Raw genomic sequence first — 24,226 nt, 5'->3', positions numbered from 1 at the left:
ACACGCGAACAGCCCCAGGGGCGCAATCCCTGGGGCTGTCTCACACGGACCTTCTGGGAGGCCCTGATGAACGGCTCCATCGTACGCGCCACCTACGCCCCCTCCGCCGACCTGCCGGTCAACACCAACTGGCGCGAGGCCGGCGCCTGCACGCGGGAAGACCCCGAGCTGTTCTTCCCCATCGGCAACACCGGCCCGGCGCTTCTGCAGATCGAGGAGGCCAAAGCGGTCTGCCGCACCTGCCCGGTGCTGGAGCGCTGCGCCTCCTGGGCGCTGGAGATGGGCGAGGCCCACGGCGTGTGGGGCGGCATGAGCGAGGACGACCGCCGCCGCATCAAGCGCCGCGCCGCCCGCAAGCGCACCAACGCCTGACCGCCGGGAGCGGCCGACAGCTTCTGGCCCGCGCCGCAGCACCACCTGCGACCGGCTGCCCGCACGACGGGTGGCCGGCCTTTCCACGTCTTCAGCCCTCGTCCCTGGGAGCGCTCATGGAACGCACCGCCACGATCGTCACCGCCTCCGGCGCCGCCCGGCTGCCGGAAGCCCTGTGCACGCACACGCCGACCTGCCCGACCGCCGAGAGCCCGGACCGGGAAGCCGCGCACGTCGTGGCCGCCCACCCGGAGCAGGGCTGGAGCCTGCTGTGCAACGGCGTCCTTCTCTTCGAGGACACCGGCGAGCTGCTCCCCGACGGCCGGGTCATCGCCCCGCACCGTCCCGTCGCGGCCGCGGCCTGACGGCTGCCTGATCCGCCCGCACCGATCCGCCGAGTCTTCGGCGGGCCGGGTCGGGCGGTGACGGGGAGCCGGACAGTCCGGACCACGACCGAAGGGACTGGTCATGCGAGGAACGCGTATCACCCTCACCACCGACGTCGAGGCGCTCGGCACCCGGCACCGGGCCGGGGACCAGGGCGTCGTCGAGGAGGTCCACGTCGATGGCGACGTGACGGTCCGTATGGACGACGGCCGCCGCACCTTTCTGACCCGCGAGGAATATGTCGCCGCCTCGCAGTGAGGACTGACGGTTGCCTGATCCGCCCGCACCGACCGGCCAACGGCGGCCGGTGCGGGCGGTGACGGGGAGCCGGACAGCCCGGAACTCACCACCGCCGACGGTCCCGCCACCGCGCGCAGGCTCCCTGAGAGCTGACTTCGCGCCCGCCCGGCGGGAGCCGCACCCGGTTTCGCGCCCGTCCCGCGACGCTTCGCGAGCCCGGCCACCCACCCCCCGGACCGCCGGCCTTTTCGTGCCCGCGGAGCGGGTAGAGCCGGTGTCCGCTTCGCGATCAGCCATCCGCACCACGGGCTGTTTCGGGAACGCCTCACCGCGTTTCGGGAGCAGCCCCCGCCGTTTCGCGCACGCCCTGAGCAACCCCTTCCGGAGGTCCCCATGACGATCGCAGACTGGCCGCGCACCGCGGCTGAACCCGACCCCGACTCGGCTTCACCGGCCGCCGTTTCGGGAACGCCCACGCCGGTTTCGCAGACGCCCGGCGCCGTTTCGGCAACGGCAGAGTTCGTTTCGGAGACGGAAAGCGGAACCGGAACGAAGTCCTCCCCGGCGAAGCTGACCGGCACCCAGAAGTGGACGGCCGGAGCGATCGTCGCCGCCGCGCTCGCCCTCGCGGGCATCGGCCTGTACCTGTCCTTCGAGCACGTCGCGGTCTTCGCCTTCGAGCAGCTCCGCTTCGGCACGCTGGGCAAGGGCCAGCTGTTCGCGGTCGGTGTCGACGTCGGCATCATGGTCATGATCGCCGTCGACCTGCTGATGGCCTGGCTCAAGCGCCCCATCAGCTGGATCCGTTACCCGGTGTGGCTGCTGACCGGCGCGACGGTCGTCCTCAACGCCGCGTCCGGAGCCCCGAAGGGGGCGTGGAAGCTGCTGGACTACGTCGCCGCCGGCGCCCACGGCGTCGTCCCGGTCCTCTTCATCACAGTGGTGGAGCTCGGCCGCGACGCCATCGACCGCGTCGTCCGCCCTGAGCAGGCCGAACGCGACTCGATCCCGTGGTTGCGGTGGGTGCTCGCCCCGGTCGCGACGGCCCGGATCTTCCGACGGATGCGGCTGTGGGGCGTCACCTCCTACCCGGAGATGATCCGCCGGGACCAGGAGCTCATCGCCTACGAGCAGTGGCTCAAGCGCAAGTACGACGGCGACATCTCCAAGGCCAGCGAGGACGAGCTGCTGCCGATGAAGATGGCCCCCTACGGCTACACCGTCGCCCAGGCCCTGGCCATGCCCGACGAGCAGGAACAGGCAGCCCAGGAGCGTGAGGAAGAAGCCGAGCGCCGGCGCCTGGCCGCGGAGACGCGCAGCGAGGTCGCCAAGGCGGACTCCGAAGCCGAGCGGCTGCGCGCCAAGGGCAAGGTGCAGCTGGTCCAGGCGGAGGTCGACGGCCAGACCGGCCAGGCACGCGCCCACGCCCGAGCCCAGGTCAGCGCCGCAGAGCGGGCCGCTGAGCTGGAGCAGCAGGCCCTCGACAACGCCGTGATCGCCGAAGCACGCGCCCGCGAGGCAGAGGCGGAGCGCAAGGAGGCCCAGGAGCGCAAGGCCGCGGCCGAGGCGGACCTGGAAAAGGCCGAGCTCGAGCGGAAGGCCGCTGAGCAGCGCAAGGCGGCGGCCGAGGCGGACAAGGTCGCGGCGGCCGAGGCCGGCGCGATCGAGACCGAGCGGATCGCGAAGGCACGCCGGACGGCGGCTGCCGCGGACCTGGAGGCAGCCGAGCTGGAGCGCCAGGCGGCCCAGAAGCGGAAGGAAGCGGCGGAGGCCGACCGGGTCGCCGCGGCGGAGGCACAGGCCATCGAGACCCAGGCCATCGCCGAAGCCCGCAAGGCTGCTGCCGAAGCGGATCGGGCCGCTGCCGAAACGGAGCGGGCCGCCGCCGAAACGCGCCGCGCTGCTGCCGAAGCCGACCGCAAGAAGGCGGAGGAGGACCGCCACCGGGAGGCCGCCCTCGCCGACATCGCGCGCGCCAAGAAGGAGGCCGCCGAAGCCGAGCGGGCTGCTGCCGAAACGCACCGCGCTGCTGCCGAAATCGAGCGGGCCGCAGTCGAAGCCGAAGACGCCGCGAAGCTCAAGCCCCGCGAACGCGCGGTCCGCAAGGTCGCCCGCATGGCGCTGGCGGCCGGCCTCGTCCCCGACGGCAAGGACCTCGCCGACGTCCAGCGCGAACTGTCGGACCTGGTGTCCCTCGCCGACATCCAGGGCGGCCTGAGCATCTCCTCCCCCGGCACTGCCTCGGAGTACCGCACGGAGGCAGCCGAGCTGCTCGCCGGCGGATACCGACCCTGACCCACCGTCCGGCACACACCAGTGAGGGCCAGCCCACGGCCATTGGGCTGGCCCTCGCTGCGACTGCCGGAAGCAGTCAACAGCCCCCCGAGTACAGCAGATCCGACCCCCACGGAGGACCCCTTGAGCACCGAAGACAAGCCCTTCTTCGACGACCCGAACGCGGCGCTGCGCGAGATCGCGCAGAACCCCGCCGCCTACGCGCACTACCTCGCGGACTTCCACCGGGTCGTGCTGGACATGGCCGCCAAGCTGGAGGTCCTCCAGCGCGAGACCCGCGTGCACTGCCGCGGAACCCGCGTGGAGGGCGACAAGCTGGGCCAGGCTTTCCTGCGCTCTTTCCCGGTGGAAAAGTCCCTGAACGACGTCATCAAGCACCTCAAGGGCGTCACTTCCGGTCTCGAAAAGAGCGCCCATAAGCGTCACGCCCACGACGAAAAGGTGAAGGAGGTCAAGAAGCAGCGAAAGGAAAAGGCGCTGCTCAAGGAGCGGAAAAACAATCCGCCACTCCAGGCCGCCCCGAAAAACCCGGGACAGCAGGGTGCGCAGAGCCCGAATATGGGCTATGGTGGCCCCACGTCGATTTACAACCTGGACCGCAGGGAGTCGGCGTGAGTGCAGGTCGCCCGCTCACGAAAGCGGAGCGCAAGGCGTTCAACCGTGCCGAACACGAGCGGAAAATCAAGCAAGATCTGATCGCTCAGCACGGTAACGAACTCGGCACTTTCTACTACTGGCTCCGCGTCACGAATATGCGGGGCACGCAGGCTTATCGCGACGGGAACACGGACTTCATCCGCGAGGTCGCGCTCGCCCTGCACAACGTCTACGGCCGTCACTTCGGCTAGCTCCCCGCGTCCCGCACGAAGGGCCGCTCCCGGTCCCCGGGGGCAGCCCTTCGGCGATCCCAACGCGTGCCGCGCGTGACGCGTGCCGCGCGTGCCGCGCACGCGCGTACGCGAAGCCGGTGCCGACTGTCAAGCCCAGGAGGAGGGGTCGCGTGTCCGAAGACACCGACAGCAACGTGCTTCACCTCCCCGCCCGGGGCAGTGATTCCGGAGGAATGCCGGACGCTCCCGATGGCGGGGATCTCTTTTATTCCGAACCGTCTGACAGCGGCTCGGGTGGCGTCGTTCCCCCGGAGTCCCCGGCGGAGACGACAATGGAACTTCCGCCTATTCGCGGGCCTATTTCTCCGGAAACCGCTTTGCGGGAAACGGGAATGCCTGCCGCGCCGGATTCCGACGACGGAGAATATGAGGAAGGTGAATATGTTCAGCCTCGTTCTCTCGCCGATCGGCTCGGTGACTGGCTGGAACTGCGGATCGAGATGGCGAGGGACCGGCACGCCTCCGAAGCGCCGTTCCGTGAGGCGGAAATAGCGCGGAAGGCCGCGCTTCTGGAAGCCCGCACCGCCCAGGAAACCGCGATGATGGAGCAGAACGGCAAGCTCCACACCGCGCTGATGAAGGCGAAGGCCGACAAGGCGGCGGCGCGCGGCAAGGCCGACGCGGCGCGGTCCTCCAGCTCCGGCATGGGAGCCGACAAGGGCGGCCGCTCGAAGGCCGGCGGCGGGGGCGGTGGCTCGCGCGGAGGCGGCGGCAACTCCGGCGGCTCGGGCCGGGGCGGCACCGGCGGTGGCCGGGGCTCGGGAACGAACGGGTCCGGCGGCACCGGTCGGGGTTCCGGGGGCGGTAACTCCCCCAAGGGCGCCGGGAAGGGCTCTGATCGCTCCGCTGGCGGCCGTGGGGGCGCCTCGAAGGGCCATGAGTCGTCCGGTGGCTCCAAAGGCCGTCAGAACGGCTCTGGCGGCCCCGGCTCGGGTCAGGGCAGTTCCGGTAAGGGCAGTTCGGGCGGCTCCGGCAAGAACGGCTCGGGGTGCTCCGGGTCCGGGAAGGGCGGCTCGAAGGGCGACGGCGGCAAGACGCACAACTCACCCGCCGCCAGCCCCAGGGCCGAACGGGCCCGCGGACGCCAGGAGCGCGCCGCCGCCCGCCAGGCCGCCCGGCAGCAGCGGCGCGGCGCCAACCAGGCCGCCAGCCTCGCTGACCGCAGCAAGGACCGCGACCAGGACCGGGCCAACCGGCAGGCGGAGCGGGAGGAGCGCCGCGCGGCGAAAGCCGAGCGGAAGGCCGCGAGGAAGGCGAAGCGGGAGGCCGCCAAGGCCGCCGACGACCGCACCACCCTCGGTGAGGCCGTGGCGGAGGAAGCGCAGCGCCGCTGGGACAAGCGCCGCGCAGCCGACAAGGCCGCGAAGGACGGCAAGGCCAAGGACTCCACCGGCGACAAGGACGCCAAGGACTCCGAGGCCACGACCAAGAAGATGCCCAAGGATGGCCCTGAGTCGTCGTCTGACGGCCCGAAGGACGGCTCCGCGACCAAGGAGCCGGACGACGGCAAGAAGAGCGGCGAGAAGCCGTCTGACGGCTCCGGTGCCACGGACCCGAAGGACGACACCGGGACGGACGATGTTAAGGGCCCGCCAGGCGCTGACGGCAGTGACGACGGCCGCTCCTTCAAGGAGAAGCTCAAGGACTTCTTCACCAAGCCCGGCGAGGACACCACCCCGCCCGAGCCGGAACCCTCGACGCTTCGGCCCGAAGACCTCAACGTCACGGTGGACAGTCCCGGCCGGTCCAGCCGTCCCCCGAAGTCCGAAAAGGCTGAGGAGGACATCCCGGACGCGGTCGTCGTCGAAGACGCGGCCGATCCCTTCGGGGCCACCGTCTCCAGCCCGGCGAGTCTCCCCCGAGCCCCGGAGCCGCACACCCAGCGTCCCGGCACCACCCGACCCACAGCACAGGAGGACCCCGTGGCATCACCGGTGAGGAAGGCCGCCTCGGGCCAGACCGGCATGGCAGCCCGGCACCGCACGGACATCACCTTCGACCAGTACCTGATGGACATCACGAACATCGCGCTGTCCGCCGAGTACGACAGGACACGCGCCCAGGACCTGGCCGTCGCGCTCGGCAAGGTCGCCGATGCCCTGCGGGACATGGCGGCCGATCTGGTCGGAGACCACAACATCGCCACCGAGGTCGTCGACCAGATCACCAACCTGGCCGACGCCGCGATGCTCATGAAGCAGCTGGCCGAACGGTGCGCCACCGAGTGCGAGACGGCCTACGAAGCCGCCCGGCTCGTCGCAGTCGCGGTCGGCCTGACCTACGGCGAGGACATCCAGGCCATGGACGACGCGGGCCTGGCCCAGGCCTCCGCCGCCGCCCACCACGACTAGGAAGGAGGTTCGCCGTGAGCGACCTCACGCCCACCACCGGCGGCGGTGCTGCCGCCACGACCGACGGTGACAACCGCTACAAGGCCGTCCAGCACAAGCTCAAGACGCTGGGCCAGGCCTTGGACATGGCCAGCAGCGAACTCGCGCAGCTGCTGCGCGGCATGCGCATGAACGCCCGGAGCGCGGGAGACCTGGCCGTCGACATCGCCAACGCCGAACTGGACCGCAAGTTCATCGAGATGACTCTGCAGGTGGCCACCGCCCTCGGCGGCGCCACCGAGGAGGTCAAAAAGCTCCACGAGACGGCCCAGGAGGTCTCCGGCCTCGCCCACGACGCCCGGCGTACGCACGCCAGGTTGTACGAGGCCCTGGACACCATCCGCTCCGGCCGCAAGGAGCGCACCCCCAAACCGGGCTTCTTCGCCCACTGACCCACCCCCCAACGCCAAGTCCCTTCATGGGCGGCCCGCCACGACGGCGGGCCGCCCATCGCCATCTTCCGAAGGAGAAACGCCGTGTCCGTGCCGCACAGCGTCGCACTGGAGCGCACCCTGTACACCCTGGCCGCCCCGGTCCTCGCCGCGGCCCCGAACTTCTACCCCGACAGCCCCGTCAACACGGTCGTGCAGCTGGCGGGCGCCGCCGGCCTCGGCGGCTGGTTCCTGGCCTACAAGAGCGACGAGCCCGGCACGGGACGCAAGTTCCTGCGCTGGTCCCCGCTCGTCCTGGCGGCGGCTGTCGACGTCGCCGCCCGGCACACCGCGGGCTGGGGCCCGTACTGGCTGGACGGGCTGCTCGCCGCCGGATGGGCCGCGGCCGGCCTGCTGGTGATGCCATTCTCCCGGCACACCCGCAGGGGCCACCGGCCCGCCCTCGCCGCCCCGGCCCCCGCCCCGCAGCTCGCCGCCGCCCCGGAGCCGGAGACGTCCCCGGCGCAGCCGGACGACGGCGCCGACCACTTCACCCGGCAGGTCCGCTGGCTGTGGGAGAACCGCGGCCTGCCCGGACGCACCATCGTCGTCAAGGCCACCCCGCACCCCGGCATGCCCAACGACCTGTCGCTGCTGCTGCGCGCCTCCGAGGCCGGACGGCCGATCTCCGGACTCACCGAGGAGGCCGTCGCCGCCGCGTTCGAGGTCGACGTCACCGACGTGCGGATCGAGGACGTGGCCCGGCAGCACGGTCGCGGCGGCGGGCCCGGCTGGAAGGAAGTCCACGTCACCCCCGACGCCAGCGAGCGACGCCGCAAGGCCCCCACCGCCCGCGAGTGGTGGGCCGACCGGATCGGCAGCGGGCCGGTGCCCGGCTCTCAGTTCGTCAAGGAGGTCCGCGACAACAAGCGCAAGGTCACCCACTACATCGCCCAGGTCCCCGACGAGATGGGCGAGCCGCGCGTCAACCTGCACGCGCTCGCGGCCGCGCTGAAGACCAAGTACGACGAAGGCCGGCTGTTCGTCACCGTCGACGGCAGCCAGGTCCTGGTCTCGCTGTGGGACAGCTCGCCGCTCGCGCGGGTCTTCCCGGCAACGAGGGAGCTGCTCACGCCGGATAAGGACGGGCGCTGGGTGACCGGCTACCTCGGCAACGGCCAGCCCGCGAGGAACAGGGTCTACACCGACCGGGGCGCCGCGCACGGGATCTTCGTCGCGCCCTCCGGCGGCGGCAAGACCCAGCTGATGGGCCTGCACGTCGCGGCCGATGCCTTGTGGGGGGCCGTGGTCATGCTGGCCACCGAGGCCCCGGATGAGAAGACGGCCGCCCTGGGTAAGCACACCGCCCGTTACGGCGTCGGCGCGCTCTACATGGTCCGGCTCCTGCGCGCCATGGTCGCGCTGATGGAGATTCGCGGCGAGATGCCGTGGGAGGACGGCCAAGTCCACGAGTGGGACCCGACCCGGCCGGGCTGCCCCTACCGGATGCTGTCCGCGTACCTCGATGAGTTCCTCTCCGCCGCCCGCCACGGCGACTACGGCGCGGAGATCATGGACCTCGCGGAGCTGGTGTCGGTCAAGGGCCGCAAGTACGGAGTCGGCCTGAAGGTGGCCGGCCAGTCCATCTACGTCCAGGACGGGTTCACGCAGCTGCTGTGCGAGAACCTGCGCGACAACTGCATCCCCGTCGTGCTGAAGGTCGCGCCGAAGAAGGTCGGCGACATGTTCAAGGCCCTCGGTATCGCGCCCGAGCACATCCCCGACCCTCTCCCCCGCTCCTTCTCCCCCGAAGAGAAGGGCCGGATCGAGCGGATCATGCGCGGCGAGCCGGAGCCGCCCTCCGACTCCAACACCGGTGGCGCCGGATGGATCGTCGAAGGCAAGCAGCCTGAAGTCCTGCGCACGCTGTTCATGGACTTCAAGGCCGGTATCGACGGTTACTTCCCCGACACCGTCGCCACTCTGACCGACTACGAGATCCGCGAGCTCGAAGCGCGCGACCTGTGGTTCGACTGGACTGAGCCGCCCCGGCCCGGCGAGTTCGGCCCCGAGCCCGACGACGAGGACGGCGACGACGGCGCACCTAAGAAGGGCGGCGGCAAGCGCCGCGGCGGCAGCAAGCCCGCCGCACGCCGCGACGCGGTCACCTCCCCCCGCCAGGCGCTGGAGGCCATCAAGAACCTCTCCGGCGTCTGACCCACCCCCGCACCTCAACCCACGCAGGGCCCGGCCGGGCCCTGCTCACACCTGGAAGGACCCACCGCCTGTGGCCGTATCGATCTCCGCCGTCGTCCTGCTCGGCATCGTCGTCTTCGTCCTCATCCGGGGCGGCACCGTACGCCTCGGACCGGCCCTGGCCTGCGCCGGGTTCGGCTTCTTCCTCGCCTCCACCGGCGCCGCGCCCGCCATCAACGAGGCGATCAGCACCGTCACCGGCTGGATCTCCAGCATCTGACACCGTCTCGGCCGCCGGCGTCGAAGGCCGCCACCCCCGCCCCGGCCTTCGACGCCCCAGGGAGTCCCGATGCCCCAGACCCACCCCGTCACCGCCATAGACCAGACCGCCCCGGCGCCCGCGCCGCCAGCGGAGCTGTCCCTCGAGGAGCGCCTCACCCTGATCGACGCGGCGATGACCGTGAAGCTGGACGAAGCGGCGGTCAAATACGAGGTCAACACGGCGTACATCGACATCGAGTCCGTGGACCTGGCCGACGTCGTCACCGGCCCCGTCGACACCGGGCCTGCCCCGCTGCCGGAGCTGTACCCGACGCCGGTTGCGGCTCTTCTGCAGCGCGCCCACCACCGGCTGCTCACCGGCGGCTGGTGCAAGGACTCGCTGGTCGACGAGGACGGTGCCCGCTGCATGCTCGGGGCCATCCGGATCGAGGCCCGCGGCGACAGCGGCCTGGAAGCAGGCGCGGCCGCCGTGCTCCTGGACGCGATCCGCCGCAAGTTCGGTGACGACGTCGATTCCGTGCCGTCCTTCAACGACGCGCACGGATCAGCCCGTGTCCCGCTCCGCATGCTCGACCAGGCCGCCCACCTCGCCGACGCCCGCGGCCTTTAACCCCCTGCTCCGGACCACCTGCCTCGCACCCGAACCCTCGCGGTCGGGTGCGGGCCAGGCCGTCCGGCCTGCGCACCATCGCCCACCACATTGACCCGAGCGAGGGAGTCGCCCCGCCATGCAGTCCAACGACAAGCCCATCAACGGGCAGCACACGAACAGCCCGAGCTTCTTCGACCTGTTCGATCAGACGCCCCCGCCGCCGCTGCCCGATGTGGAGGACGTGCCCCGCACGAAGCGCTTCGCCGGGCTGCGCGAGGCATGGGACGCCTCCTGGGAGCAGGGCGGCTTCCTGTACGAGCGGTGGGAGGAGCTGTTCCAGGCCAGGCGTCTCGGTTGGCACGAGATGGCCCACTGGATCAAGGCCGTGCTCAGCCTCGCCGGGGTCTGCGCGGTCATCATCCTGCTGGACGCCGCCAGCGACATCGTCAGCGCCGTGCTGCACCGCCTGTCCGCCACCCGCACCGTGATCGAGCCGCCCGGAGTCGACACCACCAGCGGCCTGTGGGGCGTGATCGACAACCCGATCCGCTCCTACATCGTGCAGCACAGCGTCGGCCTCACCGTCCCCGGCACCGCCGTCTACGCCTTCTGGCAGCTCACCGGGCTGATCGGCCTCCTTGGCGGATTCGCCGGCAGCACCGGAGCGCGCATCCTCTGGACCGGGTGGGGCCTTTCCAGCGTCGCCATGGTGTGGTCCGCCACGCCCGGCGGCAGCCGCACCGTCGCTACCGGCATCGCCGCCCTCATGTGGGCCCTCGCCAGCATCGTCGCCCTGCGCGGCCTGAGCCTGCGCCCGGTCATCAACAACCTGGCCCCCGCTGCGCCGCAGGTCAACGTCTACCCCGCGTTCGACTTCCCGCCGCAGCCCACGCCCGAGCACGACGACCTGGACGACGAGCCCGACAACGTCCACCCGCTCCAGCGCTGACACCGCATCCCACCCCGTCCGGCACCACCCACTGAGCACCGAAGGGAGTCCGATGAAGCCGCAGATGGAGGAGACCGAGTTCTGGGTCGGCACCTTCCACGGCCGCCACGGCGGCCGCCCTGTCACGGTCACCGCGACCCGCGACGACACCCGCCCCGAGCCGTACGTCTGGACGTGCACGTGCGGCGCGTCCCGCTCCTTCCCGACCGAACACGGCGTCGGACCCAGCGCCTGGCGGCACACCCATCCGACGCGCTTCGACCGGCTGCGGTCGTGGGCCGCCCGCCTGTTCAGCGCCTGCACCGCCCGCTGACCTGACGCCCCGCCTGGTCCTCGCCCGCCCCGTACACCGGGGCCGGGCGAGGGCTGGACAGGCCGCCTGGCTGAACGCACCACCCGCTGCGCCCCGCTGACACGAGCACGACGTCGGCGGGGCGCAGCGCTGCCAACCAACCGCCTGGAGGAGATCACTCGTGCTCATCCCCCGCCCGCGCCGCCGGATTGGCCGTCCCCGCCCGCTGCGGCCCGGCCCCCGCTACCCGCACCGCCCCGACCGGCTGCCTGGCGCCTGGAGCAGGTGAATGCCCCGGCCCCGGAAGAAGCGCCGCCGCGAGGTGAAACGGGTGGCGCGCAGCGACGCGACGCTGCCGGAGTTCGACCGCCGCGCTTGCCCGGAAGGTTTGGTCACACGGCGGCAGTTACGCGAGCTCGGGCTGAGCCCCGGCGGGCACGGCCCGGTCGCGGTGCTGCGCTGCAAGGCGTGCGCCTACCGGCCCGACCAGTCGTGCATCCATCCCACCCGGGCCTGGCTCTACAGCGTGGAACTCGCCCGGCCCAAGCGGGTGCCGACGCTCGCGCAGGAAGAGGCGCTGGACCGAGCGATGGCTGCGAGGTCCACGTGCCCCCGGTGCCGCCGGAGGTACTACTTCTGCCTCCCGCTGCGCACCCAGGGCCAGTGCGACGCCTGCGACAAGGGCTACGAGCCCAGCCCCGACACCTACATGCCCACCGCGGCCCCGGTCGCCGACCGGCTGGCCGCGTGAGCTGAGAACCCCGCCCCGGCCTGCGCGCCGGGGCGGAGTTCTCACCCGGGCGGCCGCGCATCGGCGAAGGGCCGGACGCCCGCTCCCTCACCCCTTCGAGATCAGGGAACTCGCCTATGACTATCACGCACCCCAGCATCGACAAGAACCTGGACACCGCCTGCGCTTCGGTCGTCAACGAGATCGGACGTACGGACGGCAAAGCGTCCTTACTCCTCGCCTTCAACGGCGCCGTTCTTGCCGGTCTGGCCTCCGTCGCCGACAAGGAACTGCCGCCGGTGACGAAGGCCTTCGGTTCCCTCGCCGTCCTCGCTCTGGGCGCAGCCGCCGTGCTGCTGCTCCTGGTCGTCCGGCCCCGCCTGCACGGCCGCGACCGTGCATCCTTCCCGTACTGGGCGCGTCTGGACGAAGACGAGATCCGGGCCTGCCTGGACGGCGACACCCGAGCCGCCCGGTTGGCCTGGGCACGCACCCACCTGCGCGACGCCATCGCCACGGCCGGCTGAACCGCCAGTTGAGCGCACTCTGTGCCGTCCCGGTCCCGCACCTCGAGGCCGGGACGGTCGCAGTGTCCCCTCAACCCCGGATAGCCAGGAAGGAGATGGACGTCATGCGCCTTCGGATCTACGAGGTCGACGTCCCCATACACGACACCAACCATCCCGACCGGCACGGCGTGCACGTCTTCACCGGCGAGGCGGACTCCCTGGCCGCGGCCCTGCGCCGCGCCCACGAGGTGTACGACGCCGCCCTCGCCGCGCACACGGCCGGACTCGAGATCCCCGGCAAGCAGCCGGACAGCTGGGGAGCGCGCGGGCTTCGGCCCGGCTGGCAGATGGAGTGGCCCGCCGCGAAGGCCGGCCTCTGGCACAACCCCGTCAGCTGGACCAGCCGCAGCGACTTCGCGCTGTAGCTCCGCCCCGGGACAGCCGCTCTGCTTGGCGGCTTCGTCGGCTGCCCCGGGCCCATCCATCCCGCACGAGACGAGACGGAGAACCCAAGTATGTCGTCCCTCCTGCGCGTTCAGGGCCGGATCGGCCAGCGCACTCTCTTACTGACGACCGCCGCCGTGCCGTTGACCGGCTGGGCAGTCCACGCGATCACGCTGCACCGGCAGCTCGCCGCCACCCGCCGCGACCCGCTGACCGGCCTGCTGCGCCGCGACTCCTACACCGCCCGCGCCCGCCGGCTCCTGGCCCGCCACGGCGACGACACGACCGTGGTCCTCATCGACCAGGACCACTTCAAGGCCGTGAACGACGACTTCGGGCACCCGGCCGGAGACGCGGTCCTGGCGGCGACCGCCGCGCGGCTCACCGCGTGGGCGGGCCCGCGCGCAGCCGTTGGCCGCCTCGGCGGCGATGAGTTCGCCATCGTTCTCGTGCTGCCCGCCGTGTGCGTGGAGCAGCGTCTCGCGCAGCTGGTCCGCATGCTGCACACCCCCGTCGTCCTCGAGGACGGGCGCACTGTCGATGTGGCTGCCTCGGTTGGTGCCGCGACCCCGGCCGCGGTCGGCTCCCGTGACCTGAGCCTGTTGCAGCGGGCCGCCGACGCCGCGCTGTACGACGGCAAGCACTCCGGCCGCGCGGTCCTCGCCACCGCCGCGCACGTCACGGTGCCGTCCATCAACGGCCGCCGCGCCGGGCGCCCGGGAACGGCCGTATGGGGGCGAGCCGCATGAGCACCACGCCCCTCCCCGAGGGCGACTGGATCCGCGGCATCAGCGTCCAGCAGCCGTACGCCACCTGCATCCTGACCGGCGCCAAGGGAATCGAGAACCGCCCCCGCCCCTGGAGCTGGCGCGGCTGGATGCTCCTGCACGCTGGCCAGCGGATCGACCGGCCCGCCCTGCGCGTCCCGCTGATCGCCCGCACCATCCGCGGCCGCGAACTGACCACCGGAGCCGTCATCGGCATCGCGCGCCTGGTCGACTGCCACCAGGACCCCGAGGGCTCCGAGCCCTGCACGCCGTGGGCGCAGGCCGGCACCTGGCACCTGGTCCTCCAGGACGTCCAGGAGCTGCCGCTGCCGGTCCCCGCCGCCGGGCAGCTCGGGCCCTGGAAGCCGACACCGGACCTGCTGGACCGCGTGTTCCAGCAGCTACCCGCCTTCCGGCCGTGAACCGCAGGGGACGCACGAAGGAGAAGCCGCCGTTCGAGCCGGGCCTGATCCCGGCTCCCGGCGAGCTTCTCGTCTGGCGCGACGGCCAGCACTTCGACCGCTGGGACCTCCCCTGCACGCTGTGCGGCCAGCCCACGCCCATGCGCTCCCACTCCGGCGAGCCCGTGCACAAGACATGCGCTGAGGACTGGATCACCGCCAACCCCGTTGAGGCCCGCCGCGGGCGGTTCGCCTCCGACCTCACGCCGAAACCCAAGTCCAAGGGCCAAGGCGACCACTCCTGACCTCCACCTGGAGGACCTACATGAGCAGCACCGACCGCGACGTCGACCACGCCCTCGCCTACCCCGAGCCGCCCGCCTCCCCGCTCTGGCACCGCCACGGCGCAACGGCCCGCCCGCTCACGCCCGCCCAACAGCGGCGCAACCGCGAACTGCTGGACATCGCCCAGCGCAAGCCCCGCACCAGGGCCGCGTAGGAGGGCCGGTCGTGTTCACCGACATGAAAGAGGCCCTCGCAGCCGAGGACCTCGAACTCACCCCGCTCGACAGCGACCAGAACGCCGCCGCCTCCCTGGTAGTCGCCCACCACGCCCGCGACAAGGACGACCTCACCGACCTGCTGGGCGCGATCGGACTGCCCTGCAGCGAGGACGACCTCGTGCGCCTGCTCCCGCACCTCACCACCCCCGACGACTCCCCGACCGGAGAGACGATGCCCACCGAAACCGTCAACGCCTTCACCGCCACCGCCGTCTCCATGCTGAACAACGGCGACAGCCCCGAGCACGTCCGCGACACCCTCGGCCTGTCGCAGGACGAACTCGCCGACGCCCTCCAGCACGCCGGACTCCCCGCCACCGACGCGGACACAGAAGACAGCACCGGCACCCCGGAGACGGCCGCCGCAGCGCCCGACAGCACGATGGACGGCGACGGAATCGAGGCCCTGCTCGCGTGGGCGGAGAGCCACCCTGCCGCCGGCATCCGCAACCGGGCCGCCCGCGTCCGCAGCGACCTCGCCGAGCTGACCGAGCGCCGCGCCACCGACGCAGCCCAGCGCCAGGCGGAGGAACGTGTCGCCAAGGCCAAGGCTGAACTGGAAGCCGCGCAGGCGCAGCTGCGTGCGGTGAAGGCCGGCGGCCACACCGCCGCGGCCGCACAGGACGCCACGCCCCTGGCTCCCGCCCCGGCCCCGGCGGGCCGGACCGGCAAGCGCAGCAAGGAAGAGCTGGCCGCGATCCGGTCGTGGGCGCGCGCCAACGGCCACCAGGTCGCCGACCGGGGCACGCCGGCCAAGTTCGTCCTGGACGCCTACGACGCCGCCCGCCGCACCACCACCCTGGCGGAGGCGAGCTGATGGACGCTATCCCGCTCGTGCTGGACGGCTACCTGGCCGCCGAGCCCGAACCCGGCGACCGTGAGGGCACCGCCTACTGGCGGCTGAACTGCTCCACCGGGACTGACCACCTGGTGGAAGAAGCGGTCATGCCCTGCATCACCATGGAGCCGGAGATCGCGCACGCCCTGCTCACCGAGCGGCAGCCCGGCGACCTGCTGCGCGTCATCGGCCACCTCACGCTCCCGGACACCGCCGACGGGGTCATCCGGTTGCACGCCGACACCCTCGAAGTGCTCTGGGAAGCACCGCTGCTGGACGCGGCCACGGAAGACGCAGACACCGCGACCGCGACAGACGCGGACGCGGACCGCAACCGTGCGATCGCGGCTCTCGCCGAAGCCCTCACCGGCTTCGGACAGGCCGCCCCCGGCCCCGGGCGGAGCATCCGCATCCACATCAGCCCGAGCGGGGCCCTCGGTTCGGGCCTGGAGCACTGCCACAGCTTCGACATCCCCCCGGCCATGGCCCACCGGCTCGCCGACTACGTCGACGCCATGAACTGCTACCTGGACAGCGAACGCCCCGACGGTGTCGTCCTGGACCCGGAGACCATCGCGGACCTGACCGAGCTGTTCGAGGACATCGACCTGATCGCCCTCACCAACACCGTCCTCAACGCAACCCGGCCCGAGCACCGGCCCGCTGTCACCCGCGCGATGGACGACATGTTCGGCGACATCCCGGCACCCGAGGACACCGACCCGTGACCGCCAGCCACATCTCAAGGGAGGCGACCTTGAAGCCCACCCAGCCCCAGCGCACCGTCCTGGAGCGGTTCCCCGCCGGAGGCCCCCGCGGCTCCTGGCCGGCCGAAGAGTACGCCGCCGCACAACGCACCCAAGGCCAGCCGGACGCCCGGGTCGTGATGGACCTGCCCAGCGACCAGTTCCTCGTGGTCACCGACACCACCCCCCAGTAGCGCCGCCCCGGAGCGCCGCGCCCCGCCCTTCCCGGCCGGGCGCGGCGCTCTGCACGTTCTCGCCCTTCATCCCTGAGCAGGAGGCTTCCTTGCGTCCGATCCGTCTGATCTCGTTCGGCTACCTGCACCGGCCCACCGGCCCGGACGGCTCCCCCGTCCCGCCCGCCGCCGACCGGATCGAGGACGTCCGCGACCGGCTCCGCGACCCGGCCGCCGCCCGCGACATCCTCGACCTCGACGGCCTCAACCCCCGCGTCCAGGACGTCGTCCTGAACACCCCCGGCGCCCGCGAACTACTCGCCAACCTCGCCGACTACGCCGACCTCGCCGACCTGCCCGCCGGCCCCCGCCGCATCGCCATCGGCTGCGCAGGAGGCAGGCACAGGGCATCCGGACTCACCGAACTCCTGGCCCGAGCACTCCGCGACCGCGGGCGCGAGGTCGTAGTCGAGCACCTGCACGTCCATCTGCCGCGCGTCCTCAAGACGCCCGCCGGCGCCCGCACCGCCAACACCCAGCAGGAGACCTCCCGATGATCCGTCGCTTCCGTCGCTGCGGCCACGGCCCCGGAGCCCTTACTCCCGAGGACCAGGCCGTCGTCGACCAGTTCCGCGCGATGCTCGTCGCGGTCCGCGACCCGGAGCCGTGGACGCCCGGCCGCTCCCAGGACATTGCCGTGCGCGTCGGCCCGTTCATCGAGCGCGCGCATACCAGGCCCGGCGACGACCAGGGCACCGAGATGATCGCCGTTGCCCTGGTCCACCCCGACACCCCGCACGCCGCGGCCTACCTCCATGGCCACCAGCTCGGCTACACCGACCGCGGCTGGCTGTGCTACGAGACGACCGCGATCCTCGGTCTCTGGCAGCCGGCCTACGCGATGCTCACCCACGCCGCCGCTGGCCTGCCCCTCCCCGACGACATCGGCATGGGCCCTGCCCACTACGGCGTCCATGTCGAAGCCCGCCGCGCCGACGGCACCGGCTACACGCTGCTGCGCCTCGGGCCCTACACCCAGACCTGGCTGGCCTCCCGCGACGCCGACCGCCTCAACACCGAGCTGGAAGGCCGCGCCGCACTCGTCATCCCCGGGTTCACCGTCACCGCGAAGGACGCCGTGTTCCACGTCAGCGACCACGACAGCTACGCCGACCCGTGCGGCGCCGACGTCACCGCGCTCCTGGCCGACGCCATCGCGGGGGTGAGCGCGTGACCTCGGCTCTGTACGATATCGAGACCAGCGAGGGCGACGACGGCACCATGCACCCCGCCGAACAGATCTGGACGCCCTGCGCCGGCGGCACGGCCGACCACGGGTTCATCACCCACCAGGACCTGTTCGTCGCCGGGATCGACCGCGGGGCCGACGATGACCTCTACCCCGTCGGCTTCCTGGTCCTCGGGCATCAGCGGTGGGCCGACATCATCGAGGCCGCCGCCGCGTACATGGCCCGGACCCACGGCTGGCGGAACCTGCATCTGTACCCCGGCGACAATCCGGCGGTGCTCATCCCCCGCATCCCGCGTGCCGTCCACACCCACGGCGGACACCCGCACCCGGATCACCCCTGTGGCTGCGAGTGGGACGACACCTGGCGCATGGTCTGGGCACCCGGCACAGAACCCGGCGCCATCCCGATCACCGCCATGCGACACCCCGCCGCCCCGGTGACCGCCGCCAGCATCCCCAACCCTGACGAAGGCGCACCTGCGGCCTGGGCAGTCTGACGAGCATGACCGAGTACACGAAGGCCGGTACCCCCCACTGCGTTTGTGGGGGGTACCGGCCTTCGTGCGTTTCAGGGCTCTTCTGGCGATTGAGCGGTGCGGGTCAGCTGACGTTCGCCGTCCGCTTCTCCCGATCACGAAGCAGCATGTCGCACACCTTGTCGCGTTCCTCCGGCGGCATCTTGAACAGCAGCAGGTTTCCCGCTTCCACGCCGTCGTGGTACGGGAACATCTTCACGGCTGACTGATCCTCTGCACCCTCGCCACTACTGGCCTCGCGCGGCTCTGGGATGGCCTCTCTGCGTGCCTCATGCCTGGTGGTGGCACTGGGTGGTTGCTCCTCCGAACCCTCCGTTACCTTCTCGTGATTTTTCACGCCGTGAAAATCGGTCGGATGACCTGCGGGCTTGTGACGATCTCGCGACCTCTGCCGTGCGGCTTCGGCCCGCTCGTCGGCCTTAGCCTTCTGCGCGGCCGGGGGCAGCTTGCTCAGGTTGCGGACGTGCTCAACCTTGCGCTCCCCCGTCATCAAGTCCTTCTGCAGCTCGGGAGACAGCTTCAACAGCGACAGCTTGCTGGAGAGCGTGGAGGGCGAGATGGACAGCCTCTTGCAGGCCTTCGTCTGTGAGCCGCCGTAGTACTTCACCAGCTGCGCGAGGGCGTTTGCTTCCTCGAGTTCGGTCATGTCCTCGCGGTGGTAGTTCGCGATGAACGCGGCCTCGAGCAGCCTCTCGTCGGTCGTGACGTAGGCGTCGTCGACGCGGACAGGGATGGTAGCCAGTCCGACCTTGCGGGCTGCCTCAAGGCGCCGATGGCCATCGATAACCACGTACTGGGCGCCATCGGCGAGGTCGCCCGCGCGCTGCGGTCGGCCCCGGAGGTAGGCGTCGACGGTGGAGATGATGATGGGCAGGATGACCCCGACCTCACGAACCGATTCGATCGTGTCGTCCAGGTTGCGAAGATGGTCGCGCGGGTTCTCAGGGTTGTCACTGATCACCGGGACCGGAACATCAGTGATGGTGACCGTGCTAGTTGCCCCGCCGTGGATTGTCTCGTCGATGGCCGCCCGGCGCGCACTGCGGGCGGTTGCAGCCGAGCCGAACGAGGAGCCCCGGCCAAGCTGATCCTTCTTGCTCACTTCCCAGCTCCCGCCACGATCAGACGCATCACGTTGGCCTGCTTGCTCTCAGGCACATAAGCCAGGAGCGGCCTCTTGAGCCGGACGGTCTCGCGCTGCTCTTTCAGGTCGTCCACCACAGCAACGACGGTCTGGTCTTCCAGGCTGTGCCACTCCTCAAGTGAGGAGGTCGCGATGTAGCCGCGGCGGCTGTCGAAGAGATTGACGACGATGCCGAGATGGTCGATCTCCAGGTGCAGGTCGGCCTCAAGATCCTCGATCTGCTCAACGAGCATCTGGTACGCGTCGGCTGAGCTGTCCTCGGACTGCACGGGGATGAGTACCCCGGAGCGCCCCGGTTTCTCATTCGGGCGCCTACGCCCGTAGTAGAGGCCGGCATCCATGCTCAGGCCGAGGCTGGGCGGCGCGTCGATGACGATGACGTCGTAATCATCCTCCAGTGGACGCAACGCGCGTTCCAGAGCTGTCTCCTTCTGAAAACCGCGTGATTGAGCGGCCGTCAGTGCCAGCTTGGAGTCGAGGAGGAACCCTTCGCGTGTTCCAGGCAGGACGTGCAGGCGATCTCCGAACCGAGGGTCCTCGATGGGAACCACCAGGTCCTTGATGTCTCCCTTGGGCTCGCCGGTCATATGGGTGACCAGGCTCTCCGCGCCCACGGGGATGGGAGGGATGCCGAGCTGGTTACTGAGGTGGAGTTGGGGGTCAAAGTCGACGAGCAGGACCCGCTCGCCGCCGGCGGTGTAGTCGGCGATGAGGGCCAGGAGCTGCTCGCGGGTCCGGTTCAGACGTTCCAGCTCGGTGTCGGTCAGAGACTCAACAAAGTTCTGCAGGCACTTGGCACCGAGACCCGGGATCTCAGCGTGGGCTTCGGCAATGCCGGCGGAGATGGTGGTCTTACCGACGCCGCCCTTCTGGTTGCACACGATGATGCGCCGGGCTTCGGCGGGGCGGCCGGCTTCCTTCGGTGAGGGGTTGTCGTCCAGCCAGGACCGGATGCTTTGGGCGAGGCCCTGAATGTAGGTGAGGCCGCGTTCGGAGCAGGTGGCCTTGAAGTCGTCATACAAGCCCGGGGGAAGCCAGGTGGAGAAGGACCTGGCACCGGAAACGTCGATGTCGCGCTCGGGGAGGCTGCTGGCCCGCCACCGAGTGATGGCCGTGGTGGCAGCGTCCTTGATGTCCAGGCCGAGTTCGGCGCAGCGGATTTTGAGCTCTTGCTGGAGCGCCGGAGGAAGCTTGAACGCCACCTTTTCCCGGTCTCCGTCAGGGTGTGGAGAGGCCACGGCGTCACCTTACTGACTGAGTCGGCTGAAACAGTGAGACTAGATCGTCACCTTACTGACCGCGTCGGCGGAAGTGGAACCCGGAGTGCGGTTCTTGATGCCGATTCACCCCTATGGGCCGCGCGCGAATCTTCACGGCGTGAATAGTCACGGAAAGGTAACGGCCGTGGTGGTGAGCCAGAACCGGACAGTGCCCACAGGGATGTGGACTTCCGGCGGCCCACCACCCCACCCGACGGCGGGCTGCTGGCGCGAGGTTCGGCTAGAGGCCGGATCTTTCGAGTCAGCTTGAACACTCACGTGCGAATTCGCACGCCATACCTGCGGATTAGGGCCCGGTGAGGATGTCGTGCGTGCCGATCCAGCGCCAAACGACGTGCTGCTCACCCGGGACTATCTGCGGTCCGTAGGACCAGGCGGCGCGGCCGTTCCCGTCCCGGACGTGGTGGACACCGCACTGGAGCGCGGCTCGTGGCGGTACCCGGTGCGCTTAGCCGGCTCCGGCAGGACGCCGCGGTCACGGACGTCCCGCCTTTCGGCGCGGGCGCCGAGCCCGCCGGCGGCTGACCGACCTCCCGCCGCTTCCCGACGCGGGACGGCGTCACGGGCCGGTGAGGATGTCGTGGGTGCCGATGCGGCGCCAGATAACGTGCTGTGCCCTGGACTATCTCGGGCCCGTACTGCCAGGTCGCCCGCCCGTTGCCGTCCCAGGTCAGCTCGAAGACGCCCGGTGCGCTTCGGACGCCTTTCACGCGGAGGCCGGCGCGGAAGCGCCCTCGTCCGGTGCGCAGGTCGTCGACGAAGGCGGCCACGGCCTGGCGGAAGCGGCGGCGCTGCTCGAGGGTGAGGCGGTGGTGGTCGTCGGTGAAGCGGGGCGTGGCCTCGTAGGTGGGCACGGCGAACTCCTTCAGGAAGCACGAAGCCCCCGGCCGGGCGGCCGGGGGCGGTGGTGGCTGTTCGTGTTGAAGGGCGTCGGTGACGTGGTGCGCTCAGTGGTGGGTGGTCGGAGGAGTGTTGCGCTGGTGTGTGCTCGATGACGTTGGTGTCGGCTGGAGTCGGATCTCGGGGTGAGTGGTGCTCGTGTGGTCGGGGCGCAGCATTCGCACGGCGGAGTCAGCTCTCGTAGCGGACGCGCATCAGGTCCGCCCACTGCTGTGCGCGGGTCATGTCGCTGGCGCAGCTCTCGCAGTGGGGCACCGTGTCAATACGCATGGGGTACGGCGTGTTCGAGCGGACATCGACGGTCGTGCGCAGCGTGAGAGGGCGGCGGCACAGCGGGCAGAGATCTCCGTGGAGCAGTTGATGAGTCATGTGGCGGACTGTGCACACACCAGCGGCTTACCGTCTCGGGCTGCCGCTGCGGCCCGCCTGACGGGCGCTGCGGTAAAGACTTGGCGATGCCCTCCCGCCCGGCGGGAAGGACCCCGGATCACGCTTCTTCGCACGTCAGCACCGGGGTTCCATGGTCCGATGATCAGCCAAACGAAGATCCGTCCGGGCGGCGAGCGCTATCTCTTCCGCGGTGTGATGGTCGGCGACGGTCACCGTGCTGCGGGCACGTCGCTGCGCGCCGCTCAGGACGAAGCCGGTGTCCCACCCGGGATCTGGAAGGGCCGGGGCTTGGCCGCGGTCGGTCTCAGGGCCGGGGACTTGGTGAGCGAGCGGCAGGCCGAACTGCTCCTAGGGGAGGGCCGGCACCCGGACGCCGACCGGATCGAGCGCGAGCTCCTGGCGCAGGGCAAGAGCCCGGCCCGCGCCCGGCGGGCGACCGTGCTGGGCAGGCCCATTGAGCACAACCGCTCGCCCAAGACCGACAAGGCCAAGGAGCGCATCCCCTGGCTCGGCATGCACCTGGTGTTCCGGCCGCCGCCGACGGCACACGTCGCGTGGGCGCTGGCTGACTACGAGACCCGCCGGATGCTGGAGCTGTGCCAGGACATTGCCCGGGACAAGACGCTGGCGTGGTTTGAGGATGCGGTCGCCCAGATCCGCTGGAAAGGCGGCGGGAAGCACCGCGCCCGGGTCAAGGACGGGTTGATCGTCGCGGTCTTCCGGCACTACGAGTCCAGAGCCGCCGAGTCGAAGCCCCTTCTCCACGATCATGCGCTGGTCTCGATTCGTGCCCGGCGGCCGGACGACCAGGGGACGTGGGGCAACCTGTCGGCGGACTCGATACTGGCCCACATCGTCGCGGCTGACGCGCTCTACACCCTGTACTTCATGGAGGAGGTGTCCGCCCGGCTCGGGTGGGCGTGGGAGCCGCGCGAGGTGACGTCCGGCCGCCGGCCGGTCATGGAGATCGCGGGTATCGACCAGCGGCTGATCGGCTGGCAGTCGACCCGCCGCCAGCAGATCGAGGACACGCTGCCCGTCCTGACGGCCAAGTACGAGGAGAAGCACGGGCACGCGCCGGGGGAGCGGGCCGCCTACGCGCTGGCCTGCCAGGCCGCCGACCGGACGCGCCCGCCCAAACGCAAAGAGCTGCGGTCGCTGACCGAGCTGCGTAAGCGGTGGCGGGCCTCAGCGATCCAGGCCTACGGCGCCGAGGTCGTCGACCGGTTGGCGGAGCGGGCGCGGGCGGCGGCCGGGGCGGTGTGGGCGCGGGTGCGGCCGGTGGTCGACATAGCGCTCGCGGCCGTCGATGTCGTTGCCGTGGTGTACGTGATGCGCGGCGCGTTCAAACGCCACCACCTGCTCGCGGAAGCCCGCCGCTACCTCTCCTACGTCCTGCGCGGCCGGCCCCACCAACCCGGCCTGGACGAACAGATCGTGCAGACGGCCGTCGACGACTACACCCGCCCGGCGAGCCATCGGATGATGACCGCCGACCTCCGCGCCCTGTACCCCCGCGACACCGAGGACCAGGCCGTGCTGCGCCCGCTGACCCGCAAACGGACCGCCCCGCCGTACGAGCGGGCCCGCCTCGCCGCCGACGCGCTGAAGGCCCGGGCCCAGGCCGTGCGTCGCGCGGACCGACTGGGCTCCCGCACCCGGCCACGCACCGCCGCCGTGCCAGCCGCCTCGAGGTCGCGCCCGCGGCCGTTTCGCACCGGCCGGAAGGCTGACCACGTTCCGGAGCAGACGACCGACATCGACACGGTGGAGGAGACCCGCCGGACCCTCGCTGAGGCCGCCCTCGCCAGGGTCCAGGAGGGCGCCCGGGAACGTGCCCTCACCCACGGCCCCCGACCGCAGCCCGCCACGGCGACGGCTCCGCCGCCGCACACCCAGCAGCCCGGCACCCAGCACACACCGGGCAACACCACAGAAGGAGTCGCGTGAGTACCCCGGAAGAACAACCCAGCCTTGACGAAGCCCTCGCCCGCGCCCGGGCCGCCCGAGCGAAGATGGCCGCCGCGCTCGACGAGGACCAGGAGCCCGAACCTGATGAGCCATTGGGGTGGCAGCCGGTCTGGAAGCGGCCCCGGAAACCGAAGTCGAAGGCGGCGAAGAAGGCGGAGCTGCGCAAGCAGCGGCGGCGGCTCCAGGACGCCGGACGTCGCCGCCTTGCCGCCGGGCAGTCGCGTCGGCCCCGGTCCCAGCAGAACCGGATCGGCAACGCGGCCACGCGCCGCGACGCGCGTGCCCTGTCCCGGGTGCGGCACTCCACCGCGTGGCTGTGGTGACGA

The 24,226-nt window shown here is 71.1% G+C and carries 31 protein-coding genes; 28 read left to right on the top strand and 3 right to left on the bottom strand.

Going from position 1 to position 24,226, the window contains the following annotated elements; translation table 11 throughout:
- Positions 1-66 precede the first annotated feature (66 nt).
- The 26 genes from ACH4LD_RS40190 (at position 67) to ACH4LD_RS40065 (ending at position 18,176) form a co-directional block, all read left to right on the top strand.
- Positions 67-372, top strand: coding sequence for a WhiB family transcriptional regulator (locus ACH4LD_RS40190; protein ID WP_398059227.1), 306 nt, complete (start codon positions 67-69; stop codon positions 370-372).
- A gap of 173 nt (positions 373-545) precedes the next feature.
- The gene (locus tag ACH4LD_RS40185) at positions 546-737 is read left to right on the top strand and encodes a DUF5999 family protein (protein WP_398059255.1); all 192 of its coding nucleotides are present in this window, start codon (positions 546-548) and stop codon (positions 735-737) included.
- A 103-nt stretch (positions 738-840) separates the two neighbouring features.
- Positions 841-1,017 (top strand): hypothetical protein, encoded by a 177-nt coding sequence (locus ACH4LD_RS40180; RefSeq protein ID WP_398059225.1) that lies wholly within the window; start codon positions 841-843, stop codon positions 1,015-1,017.
- Positions 1,018-1,392: 375 nt separating this feature from the next.
- Entirely contained in the window at positions 1,393-3,294 is a 1,902-nt protein-coding gene (locus tag ACH4LD_RS40175) for a DUF2637 domain-containing protein (protein ID WP_398059224.1), read from the top strand.
- A gap of 123 nt (positions 3,295-3,417) precedes the next feature.
- Complete coding sequence (locus tag ACH4LD_RS40170; RefSeq protein ID WP_398059223.1) at positions 3,418-3,909, top strand: hypothetical protein; 492 nt, start codon at positions 3,418-3,420, stop codon at positions 3,907-3,909.
- Positions 3,906-4,142, top strand: a complete 237-nt coding sequence (locus ACH4LD_RS40165) for a hypothetical protein (protein WP_398059222.1) — start codon at positions 3,906-3,908, stop codon at positions 4,140-4,142. The genes ACH4LD_RS40170 and ACH4LD_RS40165 overlap by 4 nt, the downstream gene beginning before the upstream one ends.
- 152 nt (positions 4,143-4,294) lie before the next feature.
- Complete coding sequence (locus ACH4LD_RS40160; protein ID WP_398106219.1) at positions 4,295-6,535, top strand: ATP/GTP-binding protein; 2,241 nt, start codon at positions 4,295-4,297, stop codon at positions 6,533-6,535.
- A gap of 14 nt (positions 6,536-6,549) precedes the next feature.
- Positions 6,550-6,966 carry a conjugal transfer protein TraB gene (locus tag ACH4LD_RS40155; protein WP_398059220.1) on the top strand — a complete coding sequence of 139 codons (417 nt, stop codon included), beginning with the start codon at positions 6,550-6,552 and terminating at the stop codon, positions 6,964-6,966.
- 84 nt (positions 6,967-7,050) lie between these two features.
- Complete coding sequence (locus ACH4LD_RS40150; RefSeq protein WP_398059219.1) at positions 7,051-9,162, top strand: chromosome segregation protein ParM; 2,112 nt, start codon at positions 7,051-7,053, stop codon at positions 9,160-9,162.
- 70 nt (positions 9,163-9,232) lie between these two features.
- On the top strand, positions 9,233-9,421 hold the full coding sequence (locus ACH4LD_RS40145) for a hypothetical protein (protein ID WP_398059218.1): 189 nt from the start codon (positions 9,233-9,235) through the stop codon (positions 9,419-9,421).
- 69 nt (positions 9,422-9,490) lie between these two features.
- Positions 9,491-10,033 carry a hypothetical protein gene (locus tag ACH4LD_RS40140; RefSeq protein WP_398059217.1) on the top strand — a complete coding sequence of 181 codons (543 nt, stop codon included), beginning with the start codon at positions 9,491-9,493 and terminating at the stop codon, positions 10,031-10,033.
- 118 nt (positions 10,034-10,151) lie between these two features.
- Positions 10,152-10,964: a hypothetical protein gene (locus tag ACH4LD_RS40135; protein ID WP_398059216.1), complete on the top strand. Its 813-nt coding sequence runs from the start codon at positions 10,152-10,154 to the stop codon at positions 10,962-10,964.
- A 52-nt stretch (positions 10,965-11,016) separates the two neighbouring features.
- The gene (locus ACH4LD_RS40130; RefSeq protein WP_398059215.1) at positions 11,017-11,277 is read left to right on the top strand and encodes a hypothetical protein; all 261 of its coding nucleotides are present in this window, start codon (positions 11,017-11,019) and stop codon (positions 11,275-11,277) included.
- Between the two features lie 268 nt (positions 11,278-11,545).
- Complete coding sequence (locus tag ACH4LD_RS40125; RefSeq protein WP_398059214.1) at positions 11,546-12,007, top strand: RRQRL motif-containing zinc-binding protein; 462 nt, start codon at positions 11,546-11,548, stop codon at positions 12,005-12,007.
- A gap of 116 nt (positions 12,008-12,123) precedes the next feature.
- Positions 12,124-12,513: a Pycsar system effector family protein gene (locus ACH4LD_RS40120; RefSeq protein WP_398059213.1), complete on the top strand. Its 390-nt coding sequence runs from the start codon at positions 12,124-12,126 to the stop codon at positions 12,511-12,513.
- A 104-nt stretch (positions 12,514-12,617) separates the two neighbouring features.
- Positions 12,618-12,920, top strand: coding sequence for a hypothetical protein (locus ACH4LD_RS40115; protein ID WP_398059212.1), 303 nt, complete (start codon positions 12,618-12,620; stop codon positions 12,918-12,920).
- A gap of 90 nt (positions 12,921-13,010) precedes the next feature.
- The gene (locus ACH4LD_RS40110) at positions 13,011-13,688 is read left to right on the top strand and encodes a GGDEF domain-containing protein (protein ID WP_398059211.1); all 678 of its coding nucleotides are present in this window, start codon (positions 13,011-13,013) and stop codon (positions 13,686-13,688) included.
- Positions 13,685-14,128, top strand: coding sequence for a hypothetical protein (locus ACH4LD_RS40105; RefSeq protein ID WP_398059210.1), 444 nt, complete (start codon positions 13,685-13,687; stop codon positions 14,126-14,128). Before ACH4LD_RS40110 ends, ACH4LD_RS40105 begins: the two co-directional genes overlap by 4 nt.
- A complete protein-coding gene (locus ACH4LD_RS40100; protein ID WP_398059209.1) occupies positions 14,125-14,412 on the top strand; it encodes a hypothetical protein in 288 nt (95 codons plus the stop codon). Before ACH4LD_RS40105 ends, ACH4LD_RS40100 begins: the two co-directional genes overlap by 4 nt.
- 20 nt (positions 14,413-14,432) lie before the next feature.
- Positions 14,433-14,606 carry a hypothetical protein gene (locus ACH4LD_RS40095; RefSeq protein ID WP_398059208.1) on the top strand — a complete coding sequence of 58 codons (174 nt, stop codon included), beginning with the start codon at positions 14,433-14,435 and terminating at the stop codon, positions 14,604-14,606.
- Between the two features lie 11 nt (positions 14,607-14,617).
- A complete protein-coding gene (locus tag ACH4LD_RS40090; protein WP_398059207.1) occupies positions 14,618-15,487 on the top strand; it encodes a histone-like nucleoid-structuring protein Lsr2 in 870 nt (289 codons plus the stop codon).
- Positions 15,487-16,236, top strand: a complete 750-nt coding sequence (locus tag ACH4LD_RS40085; RefSeq protein WP_398059206.1) for a hypothetical protein — start codon at positions 15,487-15,489, stop codon at positions 16,234-16,236. The genes ACH4LD_RS40090 and ACH4LD_RS40085 overlap by 1 nt, the downstream gene beginning before the upstream one ends.
- 29 nt (positions 16,237-16,265) lie before the next feature.
- Positions 16,266-16,448, top strand: a complete 183-nt coding sequence (locus tag ACH4LD_RS40080; RefSeq protein WP_398059205.1) for a hypothetical protein — start codon at positions 16,266-16,268, stop codon at positions 16,446-16,448.
- Between the two features lie 89 nt (positions 16,449-16,537).
- Positions 16,538-16,984 carry a hypothetical protein gene (locus ACH4LD_RS40075; protein WP_398059204.1) on the top strand — a complete coding sequence of 149 codons (447 nt, stop codon included), beginning with the start codon at positions 16,538-16,540 and terminating at the stop codon, positions 16,982-16,984.
- Positions 16,981-17,661, top strand: coding sequence for a hypothetical protein (locus tag ACH4LD_RS40070; protein WP_398059203.1), 681 nt, complete (start codon positions 16,981-16,983; stop codon positions 17,659-17,661). Before ACH4LD_RS40075 ends, ACH4LD_RS40070 begins: the two co-directional genes overlap by 4 nt.
- Entirely contained in the window at positions 17,658-18,176 is a 519-nt protein-coding gene (locus ACH4LD_RS40065) for a hypothetical protein (RefSeq protein WP_398059202.1), read from the top strand. The genes ACH4LD_RS40070 and ACH4LD_RS40065 overlap by 4 nt, the downstream gene beginning before the upstream one ends.
- Before the next feature lie 103 nt (positions 18,177-18,279).
- Here ACH4LD_RS40065 and ACH4LD_RS40060 read toward each other — a convergent pair whose 3' ends face one another.
- The 3 genes from ACH4LD_RS40060 to ACH4LD_RS40050 form a co-directional block, all read right to left on the bottom strand.
- Entirely contained in the window at positions 18,280-19,317 is a 1,038-nt protein-coding gene (locus ACH4LD_RS40060) for a ParB/RepB/Spo0J family partition protein (protein ID WP_398059201.1), read from the bottom strand.
- Positions 19,314-20,597, bottom strand: a complete 1,284-nt coding sequence (locus ACH4LD_RS40055; protein ID WP_398059200.1) for a ParA family protein — start codon at positions 20,595-20,597, stop codon at positions 19,314-19,316. Before ACH4LD_RS40055 ends, ACH4LD_RS40060 begins: the two co-directional genes overlap by 4 nt.
- Before the next feature lie 1,113 nt (positions 20,598-21,710).
- Positions 21,711-21,908, bottom strand: coding sequence for a hypothetical protein (locus ACH4LD_RS40050; protein WP_398059199.1), 198 nt, complete (start codon positions 21,906-21,908; stop codon positions 21,711-21,713).
- 159 nt (positions 21,909-22,067) lie between these two features.
- On the opposite strand from ACH4LD_RS40050, the gene mobF reads away from it, so the two are divergent.
- Both mobF and ACH4LD_RS40040 read left to right on the top strand, forming a co-directional pair.
- On the top strand, positions 22,068-23,879 hold the full coding sequence (gene mobF, locus ACH4LD_RS40045; RefSeq protein WP_398059197.1) for a MobF family relaxase: 1,812 nt from the start codon (positions 22,068-22,070) through the stop codon (positions 23,877-23,879).
- Positions 23,876-24,223 carry a hypothetical protein gene (locus ACH4LD_RS40040; RefSeq protein ID WP_398059196.1) on the top strand — a complete coding sequence of 116 codons (348 nt, stop codon included), beginning with the start codon at positions 23,876-23,878 and terminating at the stop codon, positions 24,221-24,223. The genes mobF and ACH4LD_RS40040 overlap by 4 nt, the downstream gene beginning before the upstream one ends.
- Positions 24,224-24,226: the final 3 nt, after the last annotated feature.

Source organism: Streptomyces sp. NPDC017676, from assembly GCF_044329325.1.
Taxonomy (GTDB): Bacteria; Actinomycetota; Actinomycetes; order Streptomycetales; family Streptomycetaceae; genus Streptomyces.
Note: the sequence above shows the minus strand (reverse complement) of the source record. Positions and strands in the feature narration are given on the sequence as shown.

Coding starts and splice junctions, on each gene's coding strand:
- mobF (WP_398059197.1), top strand. CDS start 22,068: ATGATCAGCCAAACGAAGATCCGTCCGGGCGGCGAGCGCTATCTCTTC.
- ACH4LD_RS40180 (WP_398059225.1), top strand. CDS start 841: ATGCGAGGAACGCGTATCACCCTCACCACCGACGTCGAGGCGCTCGGC.
- ACH4LD_RS40140 (WP_398059217.1), top strand. CDS start 9,491: ATGCCCCAGACCCACCCCGTCACCGCCATAGACCAGACCGCCCCGGCG.
- ACH4LD_RS40175 (WP_398059224.1), top strand. CDS start 1,393: ATGACGATCGCAGACTGGCCGCGCACCGCGGCTGAACCCGACCCCGAC.
- ACH4LD_RS40105 (WP_398059210.1), top strand. CDS start 13,685: ATGAGCACCACGCCCCTCCCCGAGGGCGACTGGATCCGCGGCATCAGC.
- ACH4LD_RS40190 (WP_398059227.1), top strand. CDS start 67: ATGAACGGCTCCATCGTACGCGCCACCTACGCCCCCTCCGCCGACCTG.
- ACH4LD_RS40130 (WP_398059215.1), top strand. CDS start 11,017: ATGAAGCCGCAGATGGAGGAGACCGAGTTCTGGGTCGGCACCTTCCAC.
- ACH4LD_RS40135 (WP_398059216.1), top strand. CDS start 10,152: ATGCAGTCCAACGACAAGCCCATCAACGGGCAGCACACGAACAGCCCG.
- ACH4LD_RS40125 (WP_398059214.1), top strand. CDS start 11,546: ATGCCCCGGCCCCGGAAGAAGCGCCGCCGCGAGGTGAAACGGGTGGCG.
- ACH4LD_RS40110 (WP_398059211.1), top strand. CDS start 13,011: ATGTCGTCCCTCCTGCGCGTTCAGGGCCGGATCGGCCAGCGCACTCTC.
- ACH4LD_RS40070 (WP_398059203.1), top strand. CDS start 16,981: ATGATCCGTCGCTTCCGTCGCTGCGGCCACGGCCCCGGAGCCCTTACT.
- ACH4LD_RS40050 (WP_398059199.1), bottom strand. CDS start 21,908: ATGACTCATCAACTGCTCCACGGAGATCTCTGCCCGCTGTGCCGCCGC.
- ACH4LD_RS40115 (WP_398059212.1), top strand. CDS start 12,618: ATGCGCCTTCGGATCTACGAGGTCGACGTCCCCATACACGACACCAAC.
- ACH4LD_RS40085 (WP_398059206.1), top strand. CDS start 15,487: ATGGACGCTATCCCGCTCGTGCTGGACGGCTACCTGGCCGCCGAGCCC.
- ACH4LD_RS40095 (WP_398059208.1), top strand. CDS start 14,433: ATGAGCAGCACCGACCGCGACGTCGACCACGCCCTCGCCTACCCCGAG.
- ACH4LD_RS40120 (WP_398059213.1), top strand. CDS start 12,124: ATGACTATCACGCACCCCAGCATCGACAAGAACCTGGACACCGCCTGC.